Below are 25983 nucleotides of genomic sequence, written 5' to 3' on the forward strand. Positions count from 1 at the left end.
CCCAGCGGCGATTTCAGCAATGACCTGACTATCTCTAAGACAACGAGGCTAGCTTAACCCATTAATTAATTGTCGAATATTATCTCTGCCCAAGTATAGAACCTATATTCACATTAACTAAATATTAGATCAAATAATCAATAACTTATTCAAGGTCTACTGGCTAACTTTTATTGATGAATCTCTATATGGAAGTGAAATTATAATAGATATAAAGCGGACTAAAATAATATTATTATGTCATCTACCGGTTTTTAATAGATTTTAGCGATGAAAAAATTTTGCCAAGAGAGTTATTACAGCCCCAATCAAGCTAAAAAATTATTGTTACTCAGGTCATAGGCTTCAATTTAAACCATACTCTCTTTAACTAATAGCACCGCAGTTTCATGTTGAGCATGAACAAAAACGTTAATATTAATGCCCGCGAGTGCCTTTTTCTCCTCAAGTGAATTCACTTTAACGACTAAGTTTGCCTTAGGATAGTAATCGAGTACGGCTTGGCAAATTATTTGTTTGTTTTTTAATGTGTTGACCGTAATAATGATACTTGTTGTTTGCTCTACTTTTAATGACTCAAGTACGGGCGTTTTATCTAGGTGACCAAAATAAGCGTTATAGCCACGCTTTCTTGCCAATAATACATGTTGTAAATTATCCGAAATAATTAAAAAGTTGATGCCATTATTTGTCAGTTCTTTCGCTACAATACGACCTAAAATAGCAAAACCACAAACGATGGTGTGATTAGTCACCTTTACCGTGGTTATTTTATCAGCTTCAAAAAATTCAACGACAAAAAGTGCGGCTAATTTATAAATATTACTGACCATAAAGGGAGTTAATATCATAGATAAAACGGTAACTAATATCAGAAAACTCGCTAAATCTTTTGCTATCAGATTTTGACTTATTGCCATAGCAAAAATCACAAAAGAAAACTCTCCTACTTGGCATAAGGCAACAGCAGATTTAATTGATTCGCTTTTATTCGATTTTTTTCTCATCAAAAAATAAATAATCGTCGCTTTTATTATCATAACAAGGACGAGTACACTCGCAACCCAATGAAGATGAGTTATAAAATAATCAACGTCTATTTTTGTGCCAATAGAAAAGAAAAAAACACCTAAAAAAAGATCTTTATATGAAGATATATCGGATTCAACTTTTATGTGAAATTTAGTTTCGGCAATAATCATCCCCGCTATGAAGGCGCCTAAAGAATAAGTAAAGCCGAGGTTATGAGCAATAATTGATGCCCCCAATACGATAGTAAATACCGATATTAAAAACAGTTCTTCCATTAGCGCATTCGATGAAAAATGCAGTAACCAAGCAATTATTTTTTTACCTATCGTGAACATAAAAATAATAATACCACTGGCATACAAAAAAGTTTTTAGCAGCACATCGGTTAGAGACAATTCATTATTTGAGAGAAAACCCATTAAGAGTAAAATAGGGATAACGGCTAAGTCTTGAAAAACCAGTATAGCAACTGATTTTTTACCGTAGGGTGTCACTATATCTTTTGATTTTTTCAGGTAAGGTAATACGATAGCTGTTGAAGATAAACTAAATGAAAGCGCAATAATTAATGAGGGTATCGGTTCAATATTAAAGAAATAAAATGCAAGTATAAAAATAACAATAGCGCTAAAAGTAACTTGGATAAAACCATTAAAAAATATCAATTCCTTCATTTTACCTAGCTTCGCAAAAGACATTTCCAAGCCAATCGTAAACATAAGAAAAACAATACCAAATTCACCAATAAGTTCAAGAGAATAAATATTGTCACTGCCATTGAAATCAAAAATATTGCTTACTATGGTGCCGGTAATAATGTAGCCAATAATGTGCGAAATTGAGAACTTGGTTAACACTATATTGATAACGCTAGCAAGTGCTAACGAGACTGCAATAATAACAAGTATAGCGTCCATATTATCCTTTTAATTCATCTGTTGATGTATAGTAAAATTTAACTCATTAACGTCTATGCACATTACAGACCATATAAAATTAAAATTTAACATTTAAATACAATAACTTAAACAATCACTAACACACTGTTTATTTTTAATACTCAATTAATCGCTCCATTTTAAAGCGTAAGCACCATAGCGGTGCAATACCCTCCTTGATTCTATTGATGAAATAGCCGCCATGATAAGCGTTTAATTTAATTCACAGCTAAACCTTTGTCTCCTAAACGCAATTAAACCCTTAAGCCAAACTGATATTGTCTTTGACACCAGCGCAATAAAAGAATTAAAAACAATAACTTAACAAATTAACAGCCATACTTAGATGACATTATTTTTTTAGCCAATCAATCTCGTTATAACACTGAAATAATTAACTTTTATTATTTGGCGTAGTTTGTGCAAAACAGCTTTAGCCATGCATCCCCTTCTACTTTCAGCGAAAGTTAGAATAAAAAGTAGCCCATATAACCATGACAGCTAAGCCAGCCATCAATAATCTCCCCATTAACCCTGCACCTAAAAATGCATGGTTTGCCAGCTTATCTTTAGAGTTTAGTTTTACATCGACTGGCACTCAACTTACCCGTACTCAACGCAATGGACCTTTAAGCGTGCAAAAAGCTTTCTACCCTGAAGGAGTCGATTGCGCACATATTTATTTGTTACACCCGCCAGCGGGCATAGTTTCAGGTGATGAATTAAACATTAACATTAAACTCAACAGACAAGCCCACAGTTTAATAACTACGCCGGGGGCTAACCGCTTTTATCGCGCTCGAACAAACTTAACAATTGGTGATCCCAAACAAGTTCAACACCTTGATATTATTCTTAACCATCAGGCGAAGTGTGAAAATTTCCCCTTAGAAACGATCGTTTATGAGGGGGCTGATGGATTTAATACTGTTGATGTTCACTTTAAAAGTGATAGCGCTTATTTAGGTTGGGATATTACCTGTTTGGGCTTACCCCTTTCAAATCAACCCTTTAAATATGGCAATTATAGCCAATTAAACCGTATTTATTGTGAAAACACTTTAATTTATCACGATAGAATTTCGATAAAACCTAGCAATGGAGTACATCAACACATCGCAGGTTTAAATAGCCACAGTGTTTTTGCCACTTTTTTAGCTTATGCCCCAGCAGGTCTCCTTAGCGATGCTGACAATAAAGCACTCGTAGCGCAATTACGCGACTGTATGGTTGAAGAAAACGCCGAAGAAAAAGTGAGTATCAGCCAAATACGCCAGTTATTAGTGATACGTTATTTAGGTGAACATAGTGAAGAATGCAAAGCACTTTTTATTAAATTATGGCAAAAAATCAGACCAGTATACCTAGAAAAACCAGCAAAAATTCCGCGTATTTGGCATACCTGATCAGACACTTAATGACCCCCTTACTATTAAATAAACAAACAAAGGTGCAACAGCATGGACTTACTACCAAGAGAGAAAGATAAATTATTGCTCTTTACTGCCGCATTATTAGCAGAGCGACGCTTAAAGCGTGGTGTGAAATTAAATTATCCTGAAGCTATGGCTTATATTTCAATGGAGATTATTGAAGGGGCCAGAGATGGTAAAACTGTCGCTCAAATGATGGATTATGGCCGTACGTTGTTAACCCGTGATCAAGTCATGGAAGGAGTTGCAGAATTAATTCCTGATGTGCAAGTAGAAGCTACATTTCCAGATGGCACCAAACTTGTCACTGTTCATAACCCTATCATTTAACTAAACCTCTAAAGAAGGTTACATAAGACATAGTTAGACATTAAACACAAGAGAAGCAAAGATGATCCCAGGTGAAATAAAAACAGACCAAGGCGACCACGAACTCAACGTAGGCCGTGAACGATTGAAAATTACCGTGGCTAATTCAGGCGATAGACCCATTCAAGTTGGCTCTCATTATCATTTTTTTGAAGTAAACCCTGCCTTGCATTTTAATCGAGAACACGCCAAAGGTTATCGTTTAGATATCACCTCAGGTACCGCCGTTCGTTTTGAACCTGGGCAAGAACGCCAAGTAAGCCTGGTTGCCTTTCAAGGCAAACGCAGGATCTTTGGTTTTCGCGGTGAAATACAAGGAAACTTATAATCATGGCCAGTATTGATAAAAACGCCTACGCACATATGTTTGGACCAACAGTCGGTGATCGAGTTCGTTTAGCCGACACAGATTTATGGTTAGAGGTTGAAAAAGACTTCACACAATACGGTGAAGAAGTAAAATTTGGTGGGGGAAAGGTCATTAGAGATGGCATGGGACAAAGCCAAGCATCATGCTTTGACACCGTTGATTTAGTGATTACCAACGCCGTTATTCTTGATCACTGGGGAATAATTAAAGCTGATGTTGGTATTAAAGAGGGTCGTATCGCGATTATAGGTAAAGCAGGCAACCCTGATATTCAAGACAATATCGATATTGAAGTGGGTCCCGGCACCGAGGTTATAGCCGGCGAAGGGCAAATACTGACCGCAGGCGGTATCGACGCCCATATACATTTTATTTGTCCACAACAAATAGATGAAGCACTCATGTCGGGTGTTACGACTATGATTGGTGGAGGTACAGGCCCAGCAACAGGTACTAAGGCGACGACTTGCACACCAGGTCCTTGGTATATTCATAAAATGTTGCAAGCAACAAATGATTTCCCGATGAATTTTGGTTTCTTAGGCAAAGGGAATGCAAGTTTACCACTTGCCCTAGAAGAGCAAATTGAAGCGGGTGTTTGTGGTTTAAAGCTTCATGAAGATTGGGGAACAACCCCCGCGGCAATTGATAATTGTTTATCGGTTGCCGACCGTTACGATGTTCAAATAGCGATTCATACCGATACCTTAAATGAGTCTGGTTTTGTTGAGGACACTTTAGGAGCATTTAAAGGCCGTACTATTCATACCTATCATACTGAAGGTGCTGGTGGTGGACATTCACCTGATATTATTAAAGCATGTGGTGAGGCTAATGTTTTACCGTCTTCCACCAACCCAACACGCCCTTATACCATTAATACTATTGATGAACATTTGGATATGTTAATGGTTTGCCATCATTTAGACCCGTCTATTCCTGAAGATATTGCTTTTGCTGATTCACGTATCCGCAAGGAAAGTATTGCCGCCGAAGATATTATGCATGATTTAGGCGCTATTAGTATGATCGCTTCTGATTCACAAGCCATGGGACGAGTCGGTGAAATGATCACCCGTACTTGGCAAACCGCACATAAAATGAAACAACAACGAGGACCATTAGCTCCCGATACTGAACGAAATGATAACTTTCGTATAAAACGCTATATCGCTAAATATACTATAAACCCTGCTATTAGCCACGGCATTAGCCATGAGGTTGGCTCTATTGAGGTCGGTAAACTAGCTGATTTAGTGTTATGGAAACCGGCATTTTTTGGTATAAAACCTGCGCTAATTTTAAAATCTGGCATGATAGCAGCAGCGCCAATGGGCGATGCAAACGCGTCTATTCCAACACCGCAACCTGTCTATTTCCGCCCAATGTTTGCAGCCTTTGGCAGTGCTTCAGCCAAAACCTCAATGACTTTTATGTCACAAGCATCTATTGACGCTAATGTCCCTGAAAAAATAGGCATGACACGGATGATTGGTGTCTGTAAAAACACTCGAAACATTGGTAAAAACGACATGATTCATAATAGTTGGCAGCCAAAAATAGACGTTGATGCTCAAACATATGAAGTACGTGCCAATGGCGAATTATTAACCTGTGAGCCTGCAGTAACCTTGCCACTTGCACAACTTTACTGCCTATTTTAAATAAGAAATAAGTGATTCAATAAAACTAAAAGATTAGGAAATTACATGCTACAAGCACATCAGCGTTTTGACCATACTCACCATAATATAGCTGACTCAATAACGTTAGATCAAGACACCCGTAAAAAAGCACGTATTAAAGGTAAAACGGATGGTGGTTTTGACATAGGTATTTTTATGGCGCGTGGACAGCCATTATTAGTCGGTGAAGTACTAAAAACAGACTGTGGATTATTCATTGAAATAAAAGGTCAAGCGGAGCCTGTATCAACCGCTATTGCAACTGACTGGTTAACCTTTTGTAAAGTTTGTTATCACTTAGGTAATCGACACACCTCACTGCAAATAGGCGAGTTATGGGTACGTTTTAAACCCGATCACGTATTAGAAGAACTTGCACAGAAATATGGTTTAACGATTGATAATACCCCAACAATATTTGAACCTGAAAATGGTGCTTATGGCGTTAGTAGCAACGGCCACGTCCATGCACACTAAACCTGCAGTGAAACCTGTGTCACTAGTACCAGCAGAAATAACACTCGCCGAGCCGATTAAGCTTAATCGGTTATTACAGTTATGCAGCGCAAACCTACCCGTGGGCGGGTTTGCGTTTTCACAAGCATTAGAATATGGCGTTGAAATGGGTTGGTTAACATCATCAGAAACGACCGCAAGTTGGATAAAGATTAATTTAGAGGAGTCTATAGCACAAACCGATTTAGCCATTTTAAAACGGCTATTTAACGCGTTATCGATAAATGATTTTGACGACTTTAACAACTGGAATACCCATTTAATTGCTTGTCGAGAAAGTCATGAATTATTATTGGCTGATTTAGCAATGGGCAAAGCCTTAATAAGATTACTGAAACAACTAAACAACCTTAATTTAGCCGCTTATCAAACAATAATAACCCTTAAAGAAATTAGCTTTGTTAGTGCTTTTGCGCTTTGCGCTTATGTCTTTAATTTAGATTTAATTTCAGCACAAAGTGGTTACTGCTGGACATACATCGACAATCAAGTCGCGGCAGCAACAAAATTAGTGCCTCTTGGGCAAACTCAGGCACAAAATCTCCTATTTGAATTAACTGAACAGACGCCATTAATTATTGAAAAATCAAACGGTATTTCAGATAACGATATTGGTGCCAGTCTGCCGCACTTAGCCATGGCAAGTGCTTGGCATGAAACACAATATTCACGACTTTTTCGTTCTTAATATATTAAGTTGATTAATAACATGCTTTATAAAAATAAAAAGAGAAATAAAAAATGATAAAACAAGTTTTACGCATTGGTGTTGGTGGCCCGGTAGGCTCAGGAAAAACCGCATTATTACGACAGCTATGTCTAGCGCTACGTAATAAATATGATATGGCAGTGGTCACCAACGATATTTATACTCGTGAAGATGCTGAGTTTTTAACTAAAAATGACGCTCTCGCAGCAGACAGAATTATCGGCGTTGAAACCGGTGGCTGTCCTCATACGGCGATTCGCGAAGATGCCTCAATGAACCTAGCAGCCATTGACGAACTACAAGAGCTTCACCCCACTCTAGACTTTGTATTAATTGAAAGTGGCGGTGACAACTTAAGCGCAACGTTTAGCCCTGAACTTTCCGATTTAACCCTTTATGTTATTGATGTTTCAGCCGGAGATAAAATCCCACGTAAAGGAGGTCCGGGTATCACTAAGTCTGATTTATTAATTATTAATAAAATAGATGTTGCTGATTTAGTCGGCGCATCACTTGATGTGATGGATAGAGATACTAAAAAAATGCGCGGTGATAAACCCTTTGTTTTCTCAAATATGAAAACACAACAAGGTTTGGCCGAGATCATAGCCTTTATCGAAAAAGAAGGCATGTTGCAGATGTAATGTTTGCGATAACGACATCATTATCTATTGCTAGTAAACAACAAAAATTAAACATTAAACATTAAAAAAAGGATTAACCATGAAATTTATAACCCTACTTGTCAGTTTTATTTACCTCTTTTCGGCGCAAGCATTCGCCCATGATGATCACGGTTTGGGTGAAGGCTCTTTTCATGCATTTTATCATGCTATTTTTTGGACTATATTTGTCCTAGTTGTCTATAAAGTCGCCGTATGGTCTAACGATAAGCGCTCACAAAAAAACTAATATCCTTTAAGTGTGAATAGGACACCACAGATAAATATAGTTATTTGTGGTGATAATGTGATGCACTCAAGCAGGCATAAACATATATTAATGAGCATCGGAGACAGTATATTTAAAAATATACTGTTAACCGCACAAATAATTAGGCATATTGGCATTATCAATAAAAAATAATGATGGTCAAATGACAGGTAAAGCTGTGCAACATCCAAGCATAATAATTAAACCTATCGCTAAACATAACGGCATCTCTCTTGTTATTTTTGGCGTGTTACTTTTACTTACTACGCTTTTATTCGCTCAACATTATTGGCAATCATATAGATTCGCCTACATTTTTATGATCCTTCTCTGTCTGGTTATTATTTTGGTAGGTGCAGTTAAACTTTTTGAACCTGCCATTAGCCTCTATTTGACGCCTGATAAAATAACCTTTAATCACCGTTATGGTCACTGGCAATTAACATGGCAAGATATACAAAATATTAATATTGTTGCTGAAGTTGTTGGTGTAGAACGCGAAACATTGCCTTATATCGGTATACGATTGGTTCATATCGATAATATCGCAAAAAACATTTCCGTTAGATTAGCGAATAGGTTAATCCATCAACAACAAGGATTAATTGTTTATGGGGTATTGCATCAGCTAATGACAATGGAACAAGCTCAAATGAATTTTGAACCCTTTATTCTATCAACTGGAGAGCATGTAAAAGGCCCTATTGCGGCATTTCTCCATCAAAGTGAACGATTATCTTCTGCTTTTGGTTACCATTTATTCTTGCCTGCTGACAGTTTTGACCGCGGCATTAATGAGTTCAGCCAACTACTAAAACAATGTAAAATGGCAAGCTCAACTTATCAAGTAAATTAATGGCTGCCCGTTGATGTTTTTTTCAGCTGCTTTAATTGTTTTTTTAATTGTCTTTGGTAGCGATCCATTTCGATTAGGCACTGCTCTTTTTGCTGAGGGGATAATGCTTGATACATGAGTGCCTCAAAGCATTGGGTATAGCCAATGAAGTTTTTCGATAACATAGGAAATCGTTCAATAACTAGCCTTGAAAATTGACTCGCGGGCATAGTGTCAGGCTTTATTAAGCCTTTAGCTTTTAATCGCGTTATTATTTGCTGATACTGAGTTAACCATTTTACCGGCGGGTTACCTTTACCCCTCTTTAAATTAACTAACCACAACACAGCCATCATTAACATTAATGAGCCACCAATAATTGCCGCTACTTTCCAAGCATGTAGATCACCAAACCATTGTTTAAGTAAATCATATTGTTTTTTTGATGAATAACCTAAAACCAATCTTGTCCATTGATAATCTAGCGCATCAAGCTGTAAGCGCAGATTATTGATCCAAGCGAGGTGTTTGTATCGATGTAAATTTAGCAAGTCGTTATTGAACAGGGCATCTTGCTGTAACATTTGTGAAAGCCCACTTTCTACTCGTTCTGGGTTAACTGCCGCCGTGGGATCTACCCTTACCCAACCTTGGCCATTAACCCAAATTTCAGCCCATGCATGGGCATCATATTGGTAGATACTAAGATGACCACTTTGTTTATTATACTCGCCACCTAAATAGCCAGTGACCAAGCGAGCAGGAACACCAGACGCTCTCATCATAAAAGTAAAGACACTGGCATAATGAACACAAAAGCCTTTTTTAGTTTGATAGAAAAACTGGTCTAATTCATCCCCTAATTTAGCGCGATTTAATAAAGGCGGCGTTAGCGTATAATAGAAGTCTTGTTCTCTAATCATATCCAAAATAGCTTGTGCACGTTCGATTTCATCTGGGTAGTTTAACTTAAGTTGTTGGCCTTGCGCTTTCAGCTTAGGGTTACTGGCGGTAGGTAGTTGTAAACTTGTTAGCCATTGATCGTCGCTTAACGGCTCATTAAGCAATGATTGAGTATAACTACTGATTTGATAACTGGTTGTTTGACTTACAGGCTTACTATTTATAATGGTGTAATTGGGTAATGGCCTGATGGTCACTTGGTTATTGGTCAAACTTTTAGGGTCAACCACGGCTAAAGAAAAAAGCCAACGTTGATAACTCGGCTCAACCATGACTTGATAAAGGGTTTGTGCTCCGTTTAATGTCGACTGGGTAAAACTAAGTGAACTTGCCTGCTCCTCAATATTTGCCCAACTATTTTTGCTCTGTTGCCATGTCCGCCCATCAAAAACATCCATCACCATTGCTCGCCAGTACAATTGATTGTATTGCGGGATATCGGTAAAAAATTTCACTCGAAAGGCCAATGCTGAAGATCTAGCTAAATTGGCTATATCTCCCGGTGTAACACTTTCTGCTAAACCGGTTTGGGCAGACTTTGCTGATGGTACTTGCCAAAAAGGTGCAACTCGAGGAAAAACGATAAATAAAACCACAGCAAGCGGAATACTCTTCAACACGGTTATTGCACTTTGAGAAAGATTATTTTTAATGTTCAGTGACGCTGAAAAGTAGGCTAACAGCAAGCTTAAATTTAACACCAGTAAGCAAAAGACGAAAAGCGACAAAAATAAAGATTGGGAGAAAATAAGCACTGATGCCAGTATAAAAACACCCAGTAGGACAATTTGATAAAAATCTTTGCGGCTAGTTAACTCTAAACTTTTTAAAGCATAAGCAAAGCAAAGCAAATGTAACATGCTTAATAAGACCCCTAATTCTCGACCACTTAGTGCTATAGCAATAGAACCAGAGCAAGCCAGTAATAAGATAATGAGTCGCTGTGGTTTTATTGCTGGCTTGATAAGTGTTAAGCCACGCCAGCATAAACAAACAGCAATAATGAGCAACATCCAGCGGGTTAATTCATTAACAAGTAAGGCTAAATTTAGGCACTGACAAACAAGCAACACCCAGGCATGTTGTGGTAATAAGCTAAATTTTTCACCTGTCACTGTATTATTTATCATCGCGGCGACTTAGGATAAATGGCTAGCGCCATTAAACATTGTTTAAAATGAAGTTCACCTTGGCTAGGCTGTATTTTTTCTGCTGCTAAATCTAAACCAAATACTTGCTCGCTGCGGTGGTATTCACTGACTAGAAAACACAAGTACGCAAGTTGCTTCTCCAGTCCGTGATTGGGCATATCGTTAAGCTTTAACCAACACCTGGTTCCTTGTTGTTGATGATAATGCTTAGTTAACCGACCTTGACCGCGCGCGAATTGTTTCCAAGCAAGACGAGAAAGTGGCTCTCCCGGAAGATAGGCTTTAAGTTCAAAAAAATCTTCGACACCCGGTTTACTGCTTTGTGAAAATACATTTTCTTGTTCTGCATCGCCAAAATCACTTTGTCGATAACTTAAGGACATGGCTTGAGGATAAACAATACATTGCTGGTCAAAATCGATTCTTGTCCAGGAGGTAAATAAACCTAACGAATATTCACTCGACACTTTCAACCGACCCGGATTATATACCCCTCGGTTTGGGTAGGAGCAGCAAACATAAACAGTTTGTTCGCCAGGCTCACTTTGAGGGAGATGAAGAACAGCTTGGTCATCAAAGCAAAAGTTAATCGCAAGACGTTTATTAGCTGAAGATATATTAATAGCAAAGCATATATTTTGATTTGCATACCCTAGGGCAGTTTTATCTGCAGATATTGCCAGACCCGATAAGTTAAAAAAACTCTGCATCATAGTGGTAATGAACACACTCGCCATTAAGTAGCTTAATAACATGATGACATTATTTTGATAGTTGGTTGCTAACAGGAATAACAACACCACAAAAAAGAGATAAGCAACACCAAAGCGGCTTGGCATAATAAAAATATTATGATTTGATAATTTATGCTTTCTTGCAGGCGGTATCCGACGCTTTAGCCAATGATGAAATTGCTTATTAACAAAGCGACTAAGATAATTTTTTATCGGTATTGCCAATTTTGTCACTGTCGTCTCTATTGTTGAGTTAACGCTATTTATGGTTAACACCATTGATATACATTATGAATTCAGTGGATTTAAAACATTAACTTGTGCAATAACCTGCGCTGAAATGTTCTCTTGTTGCTCTCCAAAGCCAAGAGTGGTCAACTCAAGTCTATGCTGACAGACCGAGCTAAAGACGGTTTGAATATCTTCGGGTATGACATAGGTCCTCTCATCGATAAAAGCCCATGCTTTCGCAGCAGCCACCAGTGCTTGTCCGGCTCTTGGTGATAAAGGTCTACCAGCAAACCCCTGTTGGCGACTGACATGATTTAAGGCGATAACATAGTCAATAATATTATCTGATACCGTCACTTGTGATACCGCTGCCTGCATGGCGATAAGTTTGTCGGTATCAACACAAGGTAATAGCTTTTTATAGCTCGCGTGGCTACTTTCACTTTGTAAAATTTGTTTTTCTGCCGCTATATCAGGAAACCCTAAAGATATACGCATCATAAATCGATCGAGTTGTGACTCGGGTAAAGGGTATGTGCCCGCATGTATTAAAGGATTTTGTGTGGCGATAACAAAAAAAGGTTGTGGCAGTGGGTAGGTTGTCCCATCAATACTAACCTGATGCTCTTCCATTGCTTCAAGTAAAGCGCTTTGTGTTTTAGGACTTGCTCTGTTGATTTCGTCACTTAACACCACCTGATTAAAAATTGGTCCTCGATGGAGCTCAAACTTTTTAGTGTCAGGATTAAATATTGAGATACCAATAACATCCGCTGGTAACAAGTCACTGGTAAACTGCGTTCGTTGATAACTAAGCCCAAGCGTTTGTGCTAACACCTGCGCTAACGTGGTTTTACCCATGCCCGGTAAATCTTCTATTAAAAGATGACCTTTTGCTAATAAACATGCCAGAGCTAGACGTATTTCGTTAGGCTTACCTAAAACAACCGAGCCGACCTGAGCTAAAATTGCCGTAACTAAAACTTGCATAAAGTGATCACCACGCCATTTAAAAGAGTTGTTGTCATTAAATATACCTGTCGATAAAGTAACAGAACTGCCAAAATAATATCAATAATTACTTAAGATAAACACCCGTAATTAATACCAAAGGGCAATCATTTTACCTGGCCTTGATACGGGCATGAGATCAAGTAACGAAAATGTAAACTGGCACTTAATGGTTAGACTTTATTTTATTTAATTAAATAACCGGTGCAGATAGCTAAAACTGACTCTTTGATGCGTTAAACTTTATTCATCTGAGTTTATATTTTCCTTTTGCCCATCGCCCCGCCCTGCTAGAATAACTGACAATTATATACTTGATATTTTACGGAACCTTTAGTCAATGCGTACTACTCAATACCTGCTTTCTACCTTGAAAGAAACGCCAGCCAGCGCCGAAGTGATCAGTCACCAATTAATGTTACGTGCCGGACTTGTTCGAAATGTTGCTTCGGGTTTATATACTTGGTTACCCACAGGTCTCAAAGTATTAAGAAAAGTTGAAAATATTGTTCGTGAAGAAATGGAGCGAGCAGGCGCTATTGAAGTATTAATGCCTATGGTTCAACCTGCTGATTTATGGGAAGAGTCCGGACGTTTAAATGATTACGGCCCTGAGCTACTGCGCATAAATGACCGTCATGATCGCGCCTTCGTTTTAGGTCCTACGCACGAAGAAGTCATTACAAAACTAGTCGCTAATGAAATAAATAGTTATAAACAGTTACCGCTGAATATATTTCAAATTCAAACAAAATTTCGCGATGAAATACGCCCTCGATTTGGTGTGATGCGTGGTCGTGAATTTTTAATGAAAGACGCCTACTCTTTCCATTTAGGTGAAGAGTGTTTAAAGAAAACTTACCAAATTATGTTTGACGCTTATTGCCGTATTTTCGACCGTTTAGGTTTGGATTACCGTCCAGTCATTGCTGATACAGGTTCTATTGGTGGTGAAGCTTCACATGAATTTCATGTTTTAGCTGATTCTGGCGAAGACGATATCGCCTTTAGTGATGGTAGCGATTTTGCCGCAAACGTTGAGAAAGCTGAAGCTATTGCACCGTTAGGCGAACGAGCAGAGCCAACTCAGGAATTGACTAGGGTAGAATTAAAGCTTGAACGATTAATAAAAACCTCAAACATAGATTTAAAAACTACAGTTAAAACACTATTAGTGCTTGGCTCTAGTACTAAAGGTGAGCCAGAAAAATTCATTGCTCTAGTGCTTCGTGGCGATCATCAACTAAATGAAGTTAAAGTTGAAAATTTATCTGCTATCGCTTCACCTTTAACATTTGCAACTGATGAACAAATATCTGCAATTGCTAACTGCCATATCACCTCATTAGGCCCTAAAGGCTTACCTGTTGAGGTTATTGTAGACCGCAGTGCAGCTCATCTAAGCGACTTTGTCTGTGGTGCCAACGTAAACGGTCAATCTTATACTGGGGTTAACTGGAAACGTGATTGTGATGAAATCAACATTCAAGATATTCGTAACATCGTCGAAGGCGATCCTAGCCCTTGTGGTCTTGGTAATATTGTCATTAAGCGCGGTATTGAAGTGGGCCATATTTTCCAGTTAGGCGAAAAATACGCTCAAGCAATGAATTGTGGCGTATTAACAGAAAATGGTAAAAATCAAACGTTAACTATGGGCTGTTACGGCATAGGTGTTTCACGTATTGTTGCCGCGGCTATTGAACAAAATCATGATGAAAATGGCATAAAATGGCCAGCAGCTATTGCACCATTTCAAGTAGCGATTGTTCCAATGAATATGGCAAAGTCTGCTCGTGTTAAAGACACCGCAGAAGCTTTATACACACAATTACAACAAGCTGGCATTGAAGTTATCTTCGATGACCGTAAAGAACGTCCGGGTGTGATGTTTGCCGACCATGAATTAATTGGTACGCCAATATTATTAATTGTTGGTGAACGTAATCTTGATGAACAGAACGTTGAAGTGAAAAACCGTATTAGTGGTGAGAAATCGTTAATGGCAATCAGTGATATCATGTCTTTATTTAGCTAAACATCACATTGTTTAGCGGTGAGATACAAGGATTCAGTAATCATGACTAGAGAGTTGATGGTATTTGAGAAAGACCATCTTCGGCGCTAACACCCAGGCAGTTGTGAACATATACCTTCATATTGAACATCAAAAACGCGACCTTAAGGTTGCGTTTTTTATTGCTGACTAGCGCTGTCGTTAATCTTGATAAACAGGAATTTTACGCAAACGCTCATCAATACTTTGTAGCATGCTACGATAAACTAACGAATCAATATCACGATAATATTGTTCAAATTTCTGTTGGGATATACCTTCGGGTAACCCCGTTAACTCAGGTAAAATCAGGATTTCATCAATGATATCAGCCAAGTGTTCTTGCACTTTTAAGGCGCTTTCATCAGAGGTTGTCGCCAGCATTGCCAAGCGAGTTCCAGCCCGATCGGCCATCAAGTCGGCAAAACTAAAACCACTACCACCACTGTTTGAGTCTAAAAATTCTTTTAACTCGCCAATAGCATTACTTGCGGTACTGGTAGCAAATAACTGCAAAGCAACGGAGTAAATAAAATGCTTTTGAATATCCACTCTTTCACGTAACGTAACCCTTGCTCGGCGTATTGTGCGCTGTTTTATTTGCTCCGCTGACAGCTTAGAAATATCCCCCACTAAGAGCTCAAACTTATCGGTACCAAAATAAAGCACTAAGGCCATTAAAGCCGCTCGATTCTCTTTTGCCGGTGAATCAGTTATTGCGGCTAAATTACGTTGTTTTACTAAACCAAAAGTAAAACCAACATATTGAGCAAACGAAAGTTTAAGTGTTTTTGACTGCTCAATCGTGTCAACAAGGCTTTGATAATAAAACCGTATTACCTCAACATCACCATATAAGGCAAGTTGATCACGTAAAGCAAAAAGGCTATTTTTATTGCTTAATGGCTCATTTTTTAAATCATCTGAAAGCACAATATCCACAGAAATTTTCTCTACACTAATTTCAACACTTTTGATCATGCTTAATAGCGTACTGCCAAATTCTTCTTTTACATATAGGTTAGTAAACCATTCAGCTAATTTAAGCAATCCATTACCTGGGAGCGCAATATTACCAATATAAACAGTGCCCAAATCAAGACCTTCCTTTGAAGAAACAAGCATCATCTCCACATTAAGGTATTTTATAAGCTTGGGTAAAGGCAAGGCTATGGAAAAGTTAATTAAAGCACTGTCTTTAAATAAAACCACATCAGAGCTTAGTTGTGGTATGGCTCGGTGACCAAAAGCGCTGAGTCCATGAAGTTCAGCCTGAGTAGCTTGCAATTTAATCGGTTGCTGGTCACTCTTTAAGGACTGAATTAAACGCTGAGCAATACGCTTATTTTCTGTCGCCGAATTAGCATCAATTTGATGTATTCTTTGCAACTGCGGTGATGGTTGTAAAGCCATAAAAATGACAATAACAGCAAAGCAAAACAGTGAAACGAACAAGAGTAAAATTCTTTTTAACCAAAGTTTCAAAAGTAAACCTTCATTGTACATAATATTATTGAGCTATATTCTGATTGCCTTGCCGGTAAAAGTATAGTGATAAATACCACTAATTTATCTAATTAACTGATCAGCAATCACAAATATCCCAATAAATTTTCCGATCGTATAATCTCGCTAAGCGAATATTAAGCGCCTTAAACGTTGTTAAATTCTTATCATGGGGTTTAAAACATTGCCAAATAAATTGGTGACAGTTATTTTCTATCATATGATAATCTCGGTATTGAAAAATTTGTTGCTGAGCACGTTGCGCGGCATGTTCACTGGCAAATGGTTTTGCTGTTGAATCACAAGCAATAAAAATATGCTTTCCTGAGCGCTCCTTAGTAAAGCGTTGCACCGAAATAGCTTTAATTAAACCATTACCATCGAGTTCAACAATCGTATTATCACCAACCCAAATACCGGTGTGATCAAGTATACCGCCAACACCACAACAAACAATTGCGCCAATTTCTGGTTTTACTTTTTCCGTGGTAGTAAACAAATCAGTTGGATACTGGACAACTGGAAATTCATGTTCATTAAACCGACCAAGACATTGTGCATCACGATAATAAAAGCGTTTTCTTTGCTGTTTCTTACGGTCGTCGGCTAACTCTTTTAGCGCGAATGCTGATATTGCAGCAGCCCCTAACCATAATAAAGGTAATGGCATTATCGACCTCCATGCTTAAATTTCACTCAATTAATAACAAGATGACGCTTTTATTTCATTAATGCTATAAAAAATTTGCAAGTAACTGTTTCAAAGCGGTTGATTATTAGTAACAATGAGGAATATATCATCAACCACAATATTAAAAATATTCTATGAGACACCGCTAATGAAAAACATCAAAAAATCATCAAAATTGAATAATGTTTGTTATGAAATTAGAGGACAAATCGCCGCCGAAGCCCGAAAATTAGAAGATGAAGGCCATAAAATATTAAAGCTTAATATCGGTAACCCTGCCCCGTTTGGTTTTGCTGCTCCCGATGATATTCTAAAAGATGTTATTCGCAACCTACCGACAGCTCAAGGGTATTGCGAATCTAAAGGTATTTATTCGGCACGTGTTGCCGTGATGCAGTATTTTCAGCAACAAGGTATATTAGATGTTAGCGTTGAAGATATTTTTATCGGTAATGGTGTCAGTGAATTAATTGTGATGGCGATGCAAGCGTTATTAAATAATGACGATGAAGTCTTGATACCCGCACCCGATTACCCCTTGTGGACAGCATCCGTAGCGCTATCGGGTGGTAAAGCTATTCATTATCGCTGTGACGAAGAAAACCAATGGTTTCCTGACTTAGTAGATATGGCGAACAAGATCACTGATAAAACCAAAGCTATTGTGCTCATTAACCCCAATAATCCAACGGGCGCTGTTTACAGTGAAGCGCTATTAAAGGGCATCATTGAACTAGCACGTAAGCACGACTTAATTATTTTTAGTGACGAAATTTATGACAAAATCTTGTACGATCAAGCTACCCATATACCTACCGCGAGTTTGGCACAAGATGTCTTAATTATTACCATGGGCGGTTTATCAAAAAATTACCGTATCGCTGGCTTTCGTGCTGGCTGGATGGTAATTAGTGGTCCTAAATTCCATGCTGAAGATTACTTAGAAGGCTTGAATATTCTTGCTTCGATGCGTTTATGTGCCAACGTCCCTTGTCAACATGCTATTCAAACAGCATTAGGTGGTTATCAAAGTATTAATGAATTGATAAAGGATGATGGCCGTTTAATCAAGCAGCGAAATCTAGCGCATAAAATGATCAACGAAATTGATGGTTTATCTTGTAACCCTGCGATGGGGGCCTTGTATTTGTTTGTTAAAGTTGACCAAGAAAAATTTAATATTCTTGATGATGAAAAAATGATTTTAGATTTACTCAGACAAGAAAAAATTCTTTTGGTCCATGGCGGTGCGTTTAACATTCAGGAGAAAAATTATTTTCGTTTGGTTTTTCTCCCCCATGTTGACGAATTAGTGCCAGCAATGACCAAACTTAAGAATTTTTTCAGTACCTATAGCCAATAACTACTTATATAAGGGAAATAATCATGCAGAGTACTTTTTTAGCTTGGATGTTCAGAATGCCGTTAATCAAACGTTGGGCGCTAATGTTTTGTGTGAAGCCAGAAAACGTTGCCGAGCACTCACATCAAGTTGCGATTGTCGCTCACTTGCTAGCGGTCATTAAAAATAAGAAATTTGGAGGTAACATCAATGCTGACCGTGTTGCCACTATCGCTTTATATCATGAGGCAAGTGAAACTCGCTACGGAGATATTGTTAGTCCAACTAAATATGCTAACAAAGAAATTGCAAGAGAATTCAAGAAGATAGAGTACTTAGCAGAAAAAGAATGTTTAGCGTCTTTACCTGAAGAGTTTCAAGAACTTTTTTCGGATATTATTGTTCAAGATAACGTTGAAATCCATTATAAAGCGATAGTAAAAGCAGCGGACATTTTAGTTGCTTATATCAAAGCACTCGATGAGCTCAATCACCACAACCCTGAATTTTTACACGTTAAAGAGCGCTTAGAAATAAAACTAGATGGCTTAAAAAAAGAAATGCCTGAAGTTGAATATTTTATGGATATATTCCTTGAAGCTTGTTCAGCTACCGTCGATAAGATTAGCCAAAATTAAGTTTATGTTAACTTCAAAGTAGAACATTAATAAAAATGCTCTACTCTTCGTCTAATTGACAACAATAACCTCGGCTGCTTATACAGTTTTACAATGGAGATTCACCTGGATTCAACACTCTAATTTGGCAAAACTCATCATAGTTTTCTATAAACACATCAATCATTTTTGCTTCAAACTTTTTGCCGCTTTGTTCAATTAAGAAAGCTTTTATCTCGGTATCAGACCATTTATCTTTATAACAACTTTCAGAGCCCAAGGTATCGAAAACATCGGCAATAGCCATAATACGTGCTTCAAGCGGTATTTCTTCACCACTTAAGCCATCGGGATAACCACTGCCATCCCAATTTTCATGATGATAACGTGCTAACCTTGCACCTAACTTTGAAACACTCGTTTTAGATTTTGATAATAATTGAAACCCTGCGTCGGCATGAGTTTTCATAATTTCCCATTCGTTGTTATCAAGCTTGCCCGGTTTATGAAGTAAATTAACGGGAATAACCACCTTACCAATATCGTGCAGTGGTGCTGCTAAGCGAATAGCATTAATAAAGGCCTCACTTAGTTGTAATTTTTTCGCTAACAGTTCACAAATAAGTGCAACTCGATGAACGTGAGCCCCAGTATCTTTACTACGCGTTTCAATCGCTTCTCCAACGATATAGAGCAGTTCTTTCTGAGTTTTTTCTAGCTCATGTTGTTTAGATAAACTATCAAGGATAAGGGCAATATTAGTGGCAAATAACTCGGCTAAACTGGCTTTAAAATGCTCTGCGTCATCTTCGAATTCAATATAAAGTACCGAGACTGAATTCCCTGATGTTTCATAATATCCAACAAATATCTCATCAGTGAAATAATGCTTTTTATTTTCGAACGCTTTCTGGATTAAATGTTTAACATCACTAGAAATATCTGACGCTTCAAGACTATCTGACTCACTCACATACTTACCGGTACAGGCAATAATCAGATTTGAACTAGTTTCATCATATTCTAATTGGCTTCGGGCAATATAAAGCGCAGAACTGTCAACATCCATTAAGGTCAGTAAGTGTTCTAAAGCAGCAGAGCCAAAAGGCTTGAATTGATTGATTTTCAAAAGATCATGAGTGGCTTTTATTAACTGTTTAAAAGCATCTAAACTACGCTGTATCGTCATTATGTCACGGTAAGCGCGAATACTTGCGTAGACAGTTGTAGTCATTTTACCGGCAGTAAAATCAGTTTTTTCTTTGTAGTCATTAATATCAAATTCTTTAATCACTTTAGCTTCAGGAGCTGAACCCGCCTGACCCGTTCTTAGAATAAGACGTATTGCTTGGTTTTTTAAGGTATTACGGATCCATTCAACAAGCTCTAAGCCTGCATGATCAGTTTCCATAACAACATCAACAAAGGCCATGCAAAAGGTATCATCTTTTAATAATATCTCACGTGCTTCAATAGAAGAATAAGCCGAAACAATTTCCAAGCTTCTGTGTTCAATAGTAGCATCCGCTAAAACCAGTCGAGTGACTTGATGCACAGATTCATCATCATCAATGACAAGTATCCGCCAGACCTTGTGCTTCTTTAGTTTTGACGTTAAGGACTCGCCTGCAGATTCTTCTTTAAAGAGAAAGTTTGACATTATTAATTCGTATTATTGTTATAGTTAACCCTAAGTGTAATAAATATATAGAATATTTCCTGCTATTTATGTAAATAATTGGTAAATATAATAAATAAATACTTAAAATAATGGGCAATATAAACTAAAACACCTATAAACAAAGCAAAGTGGCTTCACTTCACTGATAAACTTTCACTAAAAAACACAACTAATAATCATAGATGGCAAGAGATTTTTCCGTGAAGTTTGTTGAGGCGTGTTTTTTTTGTGTCTGCGAGAAGAGCCTTTTTTTCAACGGCTCAACTGGACCTGAATTTACTGTAATTTGGTTGAAGCTTTTTTGAAAACTTTTGGATTTTTAAGATACTGAAGTGGTGAAGTAAAATCGGTCACCGTTTTGTAGTTTAGCCAATACTTTCACTCTGACTCATTTGGGCTTGGTCTCAGTATCATTCTCAGTTATATTATGGCTACATTTACGATTATTTAATGAATTTTTTATGAATATTCGCTCTAAACTAACGTTGAGCTTTGCTGCTACAGTTATTTTACCAATTATTGCTATTGCAATTGTCAGTATATCAATGACAATTTCTAAATCTTCAACAAGCTTTGTGGAACGCACTCACGATGAGTTAAGGCAGGTAGACAACGGCTTTCAACTGTTCTTTCAACAGATCAAAGCTAACGTAAAATTTTTAGCTCAAAATAAATTGACAACCCAACTTCCTGATAATACTCATACTTATATTGACTCTGAACATATGATGGAGCCAAAAAATGATTCTGTCGAAGAATTAAATTTATATAAGCTATATGAAGATTTTGGTTCATCACACCCTGATTTACTATACGTATACACAGGTACCAAAGAAGGTGGCTTTGTTCAATATCCATTAGAGGTGCTTGGAGGTTATGATCCAAGACAACGTCCTTGGTACAAACAGGCGCTAGCCTCTCCCAACGCTCCAATTATTACTGAAGCATATCAAGATGTCATAGGAAAACCTGTAGTAACTTCTGCATTAGTGGTCAAAAATAAGCAAGGCGACATTATAGGTGTACAAGGTCTAGATGTTACCCTTTCAACATTAACGGATATATTAAGTAATACAAAACTAGGTGAAAGCGGCTATCTCATTCTTATTGATGAGTCAGGAACCGTATTAGCTGATGCCAAAACACCAGAGAATAACTTCAAAAATATTAAAGATCTTTCATCATCATCATTATTTTCCATATTACAAAAAAGTCCAAATCAAGATCATTTTTCTACCGAGCATTTAGGTGAAGATGTTGACGTTGCCAGTTATTATTCAAAAGAACTAAAGTGGCGTTTTGTTGGCGTCATCCATAGCGATGAAATTTTGGCGCCTGCATATAATCTGAGTCAGACCATTACCGTGATTGCCTTTATCATGGTGACATTATTTATTGCCATAGGATTTTGGTTAGCCAATCGTATTGTTCAACCCATTAACCGTGTGGCTGAAGGTTTACGTGATATTGCACAAGGTGATGGAAATTTAACTAAGCGACTAGAGATTATTGGTCAAGATGAAGTCAGTGAATTGGCTCAATGGTTTAATCAATTCTTAGACTCGATTCATCAGCTTGTTGTTGATATTAAAACCTGTGCATCAACATTAAATGTGGTGGCTAATCAATCGGGTATACAAATCGCTGATGTAAAATCAGTAAGCCATAAACAAGAACAATCAATAAATAATGTCAATAACCTTATCGCAACGATGACAGATATCGCACATCAAACATCAAACGACTGCCAAGAAAGTTCGACGACTATTATGAAAACTGAAGAGTACTCAAAAAAAGGTATTTCGTTAATTTCTGTCACGGTAAGTGAAGTGAGTTCGTTAAATCAATCGTTAAGTGAATCATCTCAATCGATGAAGTCACTTGAACTAGAAAGTGAGAATATTACTAAAATATTAGATGTTATCAGAAGCATTGCTGAACAAACCAATCTGTTAGCACTTAATGCAGCTATTGAAGCGGCAAGAGCGGGTGAGCAAGGGCGAGGCTTTGCTGTGGTCGCAGATGAAGTGAGAACATTAGCGCAACGCTCGCGAGGCGCTACCGAAGAAATTGATGCTGTATTAATGAACTTGCTAGATAAAACACGTGTTGTTTCTCAACAAATGGGCGTGAATGTCGAACAATCGAAACAGGCTATCGATAAAATTGAACAAGCGAATCAATCATTTAACCAAATCAGTACTTTGGTTGGACAAATGAAAGAAAATATCTCGCGTATTACTCAAGCCGCAGATCAACAGTGCAGTTCATCGGACTTGATCAATGACGATATTAGTGGCATCAATCAATCTGCAAAAGGTATTGTTAGTACTGCTGATACATTGGCCGACGGATCGAATGACTTACTTGTTTTATCCAAAGATTTAACAAATTTAGTCGGTCGCTTTAAAGTCAATAATTAACACCAATATTAGTATTAAATAACTAAGCACTATATTTTAACTATTTATTACGAGCCTGTAACAGATTTTGTTACAGGCTCTAGCCCACTTGTTTGCCCTACTTAAACACCTTATTATTGCTTAGTAAAGATTATAAGTAATGCGCCCCATAGACCAAAAATACTGGTGAGCGCATTTAATAAACTTTCCTTGGTAACCTAACACCTTATTAGTGTGTATTTCGATTTAAACTGTCGACATATCGAGCTGATTAATTCACACACAAAACTTTATATAATAGATTTAGTAAGTGGCCAACAAGCTTATCTGTTTTGAGTGTCTTTTATGAATAAAAGTAACAGGCTATGTGTTATTCGATCCCAAAAATGGCACGTTATGCACATACCCTAAATAGTATAAACCGATAAAAAAACAAATGGTTGAAAATTTAATTGAGATAAACGCGTCTAAATTCCTATCTTACATAAACGTACCAAATTTATCATTCAGTTATTAATTTAGCAGCAAAATAGATTCATTAGAAAATATAAGAAAAATTTTTTATGTTCATTTACGTAAATCACACTAAAAAGACCTTGGCAGTAGTACATAAAAATGGTCGGTAAATTAATTATCTAAGGCTCACTAATGCCAGTTTCCTAACTGTAAAAAACTATTAGACTTGAAGATGTTTATTTCCGCTATAGCGCACCAAGGTGGCATTAGCACCAAAAAACATTAGTGCTAAAAACTAAACTGATTGGGAATTTGGTTTAACCCTCACTTATGCCACTTTTCAGAAATACATATAAGCGGGCTCTAAACTAGGGCATCTTAGCGCATGTTAATTAGTGGGAGCCGTACGTTAATTATTTGCTAATTCGAAAAATTTTCCAACGTACAGAAATAAAAAAACCTGCGGGCTAGCAGGCTTTTTTGTAGGCTATATTTACGTTTTCTTACGGCGTGACAGTCTAAGACCAGCAAGCCCTAGCCCTAATATAACAAGCGTGGTCGGTTCTGTCACTGGCACTGTGTCCGATATTAGTTCAAGTGTTACGTAGCCATTACCACGGTGTCCAGTGCCTCCAACAGGGGTCAATTCACTGGGTTGTAAAGCGACATTAGTGCTAAAAAAAGAGCCGCCACCGCTGCCGCCGCCACCGAATCCGCCTCTCCCGTTCGGATAATAGTTCGTGCCGCCTGCAAGCCCATTAAGGAAGGACTGTCCACCACCGACACCGCCGCCACCACCGTTACCCCCGTTCGTGAAGAAGCCACCACCACCAGCTGCGTTCCTTAGTGGAGATTTGTTTTTACGGCAGTTAGCACCTTCACCTCCATTGCCATTTACTCCGCCAACACTGTAGTCAGCATCCTGAAAACACCTACCTCCTGAATCACCGGAGGTGCCTAAATTCGCATCTTGGCCCACTCCATAGTCTTGGCTGTAGTTACCTCCACCTCCACCTCCACCGATAACTAAAGAATCAAAAGTGGGGCCTGAATTTAAAGTAACAAAACTGCCACCACCGCCGCCGCCAGAATAATTACCATCGCCGCCGGAATGATTACCATTTATACCTTTTCCACCAACAGCAATGGAGAGCATCTGCCCTGTAGTTAGAAACAGACTGCCTCCTTTAATTGCTCCAGCCCCCCCTTGTTGGTATCTGCTCTTTCCCCCGCTTGCTCCTGCCGCGAATATCTCGTAGGTACCTGTTGTGTTGACTGTATACTGAACAATCTATCCTTCGTAATCGAAGGAGATTAGTCCTGCTAGTGCTGATTGGCTACTAAGAGTGAGGGCGATGCCAGCCAGCATGGAGCTTAAAAATTTCGTTTTTATTTGATATTCCTTTTTATTCCTTCAAAACACTGTTATTCAAGGGAAATGTTAAAAACTAAAACGTTATCACTTATGATATGCGGCCAAAAAACAAAATACATACCAACACATTAATATATTTAAAATTCAATGATATTTAAGATTCAAGGGTATATAAAAAGCACTGATATAAGTCAGTTAGAAGTGTAAAATAACCAGACACTAAAAAAGTTTTTTATTTTTTCATCGGCTATGCTCCCATGGAGCCTCTGGTAGTCGGTTCATTGGCTAACTTTCGGTTTGGCAGCCATGATGACAACCCCATTTCATCAACCAAAACCTAAATCGCCTACGCTAACCGAGCAGCAAGTTAAGAAAATTTTTTAATACCAGCAAAATAAAGACTAAACACTATATTTGATTAACCAACTGGAACAGCTTGGGTCGTCATATATGAATGCCCTCACTTTTACAAACTTGATTAAACGTCACAGCAGGAGATTAGTTAGGAAGTGTTATCGCAGTAAATATTATGAAAAAACTTTAGTTAATATACCTAAATATACGTTCAGCAACATGACCTTTAACGGACTGTCCCCCCCTAAACTATCAAATAATTAATTCCGCTTAGCGCACATCCTAAATTCTATGACGCAATGAGCCCCCATAGTGAAATCGAACATCTCTCATTAAGCCAACCATAATAATTTGTTTGTTTTTTCAACAATAAACTACACTTAAATCACCCCTGTTAAGTGTGGTGATTGTTATGCCTAAGCCTCGTTCACATCAAATTATTTTATCTGATACGCCGTATTAACCACCATTAAGCCACCCATAATAACTTGTTTGTTTTTTCAACAATAAACTACACTTAATTTACCCTCTTATAAGTGTGGTGATTGTTATGCCCAAGCCTCGTTCACAACAAATCAGTTTATCTGATACAC

General features: G+C 37.8%; 21 protein-coding genes. 13 read left to right on the top strand and 8 right to left on the bottom strand.

The window, feature by feature from the left end:
• Positions 1-350: 350 nt before the first annotated feature.
• Complete coding sequence (locus H4J67_RS15235) at positions 351-1949, bottom strand: cation:proton antiporter (protein WP_182204218.1); 1599 nt, start codon at positions 1947-1949, stop codon at positions 351-353.
• Positions 1950-2464: 515 nt separating this feature from the next.
• Between H4J67_RS15235 and H4J67_RS15240 the strand changes: the two genes are divergently transcribed.
• The 9 genes from H4J67_RS15240 to H4J67_RS15280 all read left to right on the top strand — a co-directional run bounded on the left by H4J67_RS15240 (position 2465) and on the right by H4J67_RS15280 (position 8841).
• The gene (locus H4J67_RS15240) at positions 2465-3376 is read left to right on the top strand and encodes an urease accessory protein UreD (protein ID WP_182204220.1); all 912 of its coding nucleotides are present in this window, start codon (positions 2465-2467) and stop codon (positions 3374-3376) included.
• Between the two features lie 54 nt (positions 3377-3430).
• Positions 3431-3733, top strand: a complete 303-nt coding sequence (locus H4J67_RS15245) for an urease subunit gamma (protein ID WP_070373972.1) — start codon at positions 3431-3433, stop codon at positions 3731-3733.
• A 61-nt stretch (positions 3734-3794) separates the two neighbouring features.
• Entirely contained in the window at positions 3795-4100 is a 306-nt protein-coding gene (locus H4J67_RS15250) for an urease subunit beta (protein ID WP_182172884.1), read from the top strand.
• A gap of 2 nt (positions 4101-4102) precedes the next feature.
• Positions 4103-5806, top strand: coding sequence for an urease subunit alpha (ureC, locus tag H4J67_RS15255; protein WP_182172881.1), 1704 nt, complete (start codon positions 4103-4105; stop codon positions 5804-5806).
• A gap of 45 nt (positions 5807-5851) precedes the next feature.
• Positions 5852-6304: an urease accessory protein UreE gene (locus H4J67_RS15260; RefSeq protein WP_182204221.1), complete on the top strand. Its 453-nt coding sequence runs from the start codon at positions 5852-5854 to the stop codon at positions 6302-6304.
• On the top strand, positions 6294-7031 hold the full coding sequence (locus H4J67_RS15265; RefSeq protein ID WP_182172875.1) for an urease accessory protein UreF: 738 nt from the start codon (positions 6294-6296) through the stop codon (positions 7029-7031). Before H4J67_RS15260 ends, H4J67_RS15265 begins: the two co-directional genes overlap by 11 nt.
• Positions 7032-7084: 53 nt before the next feature.
• A complete protein-coding gene (ureG, locus tag H4J67_RS15270; RefSeq protein WP_182204223.1) occupies positions 7085-7696 on the top strand; it encodes an urease accessory protein UreG in 612 nt (203 codons plus the stop codon).
• A 79-nt stretch (positions 7697-7775) separates the two neighbouring features.
• Positions 7776-7964, top strand: a complete 189-nt coding sequence (locus H4J67_RS15275; RefSeq protein ID WP_182172869.1) for a hypothetical protein — start codon at positions 7776-7778, stop codon at positions 7962-7964.
• A 151-nt stretch (positions 7965-8115) separates the two neighbouring features.
• Positions 8116-8841, top strand: a complete 726-nt coding sequence (locus H4J67_RS15280) for a DUF2982 domain-containing protein (RefSeq protein WP_182172868.1) — start codon at positions 8116-8118, stop codon at positions 8839-8841.
• On the opposite strand, the gene H4J67_RS15285 is transcribed toward H4J67_RS15280, so the two are convergent.
• The 3 genes from H4J67_RS15285 to H4J67_RS15295 are packed head-to-tail and all read right to left on the bottom strand — an operon-like array spanning position 8838 to position 12889.
• Positions 8838-10913, bottom strand: coding sequence for a DUF3488 and transglutaminase-like domain-containing protein (locus H4J67_RS15285; protein WP_182204224.1), 2076 nt, complete (start codon positions 10911-10913; stop codon positions 8838-8840). The genes H4J67_RS15280 and H4J67_RS15285 overlap by 4 nt on opposite strands.
• A complete protein-coding gene (locus H4J67_RS15290; RefSeq protein WP_220471663.1) occupies positions 10910-11947 on the bottom strand; it encodes a DUF58 domain-containing protein in 1038 nt (345 codons plus the stop codon). Before H4J67_RS15290 ends, H4J67_RS15285 begins: the two co-directional genes overlap by 4 nt.
• Positions 11948-11956: 9 nt before the next feature.
• Positions 11957-12889 carry a MoxR family ATPase gene (locus H4J67_RS15295; RefSeq protein WP_182172859.1) on the bottom strand — a complete coding sequence of 311 codons (933 nt, stop codon included), beginning with the start codon at positions 12887-12889 and terminating at the stop codon, positions 11957-11959.
• Positions 12890-13250: 361 nt separating this feature from the next.
• Here H4J67_RS15295 and H4J67_RS15300 point away from each other — a divergent pair, with 361 nt between their 5' ends.
• Positions 13251-14948: a proline--tRNA ligase gene (locus H4J67_RS15300; RefSeq protein ID WP_182204228.1), complete on the top strand. Its 1698-nt coding sequence runs from the start codon at positions 13251-13253 to the stop codon at positions 14946-14948.
• Between the two features lie 180 nt (positions 14949-15128).
• Here H4J67_RS15300 and H4J67_RS15305 read toward each other — a convergent pair whose 3' ends face one another.
• Positions 15129-16451, bottom strand: coding sequence for a hypothetical protein (locus H4J67_RS15305; RefSeq protein ID WP_182204229.1), 1323 nt, complete (start codon positions 16449-16451; stop codon positions 15129-15131).
• Between the two features lie 100 nt (positions 16452-16551).
• The gene (locus H4J67_RS15310) at positions 16552-17142 is read right to left on the bottom strand and encodes a hypothetical protein (RefSeq protein WP_182204231.1); all 591 of its coding nucleotides are present in this window, start codon (positions 17140-17142) and stop codon (positions 16552-16554) included.
• A 169-nt stretch (positions 17143-17311) separates the two neighbouring features.
• Here H4J67_RS15310 and H4J67_RS15315 point away from each other — a divergent pair, with 169 nt between their 5' ends.
• Both H4J67_RS15315 and yfbR read left to right on the top strand, forming a co-directional pair.
• The gene (locus tag H4J67_RS15315) at positions 17312-18526 is read left to right on the top strand and encodes a pyridoxal phosphate-dependent aminotransferase (RefSeq protein WP_182204233.1); all 1215 of its coding nucleotides are present in this window, start codon (positions 17312-17314) and stop codon (positions 18524-18526) included.
• A gap of 23 nt (positions 18527-18549) precedes the next feature.
• A complete protein-coding gene (yfbR, locus tag H4J67_RS15320; RefSeq protein ID WP_182172844.1) occupies positions 18550-19143 on the top strand; it encodes a 5'-deoxynucleotidase in 594 nt (197 codons plus the stop codon).
• Positions 19144-19231: 88 nt separating this feature from the next.
• Here the strand turns inward: yfbR and H4J67_RS15325 are convergent, their stop codons facing one another.
• On the bottom strand, positions 19232-20782 hold the full coding sequence (locus H4J67_RS15325; RefSeq protein ID WP_182204235.1) for a response regulator: 1551 nt from the start codon (positions 20780-20782) through the stop codon (positions 19232-19234).
• A gap of 482 nt (positions 20783-21264) precedes the next feature.
• Here H4J67_RS15325 and H4J67_RS15330 point away from each other — a divergent pair, with 482 nt between their 5' ends.
• Entirely contained in the window at positions 21265-23226 is a 1962-nt protein-coding gene (locus tag H4J67_RS15330; protein ID WP_182204237.1) for a methyl-accepting chemotaxis protein, read from the top strand.
• Positions 23227-24154: 928 nt separating this feature from the next.
• Here H4J67_RS15330 and H4J67_RS15335 read toward each other — a convergent pair.
• Positions 24155-24817 carry a PEP-CTERM sorting domain-containing protein gene (locus tag H4J67_RS15335; RefSeq protein WP_182204239.1) on the bottom strand — a complete coding sequence of 221 codons (663 nt, stop codon included), beginning with the start codon at positions 24815-24817 and terminating at the stop codon, positions 24155-24157.
• Positions 24818-25983: the final 1166 nt, after the last annotated feature.

Source organism: Colwellia sp. BRX10-4 (genome assembly GCF_014077465.1).
Classification (GTDB): Bacteria; Pseudomonadota; Gammaproteobacteria; order Enterobacterales; family Alteromonadaceae; genus Colwellia_A.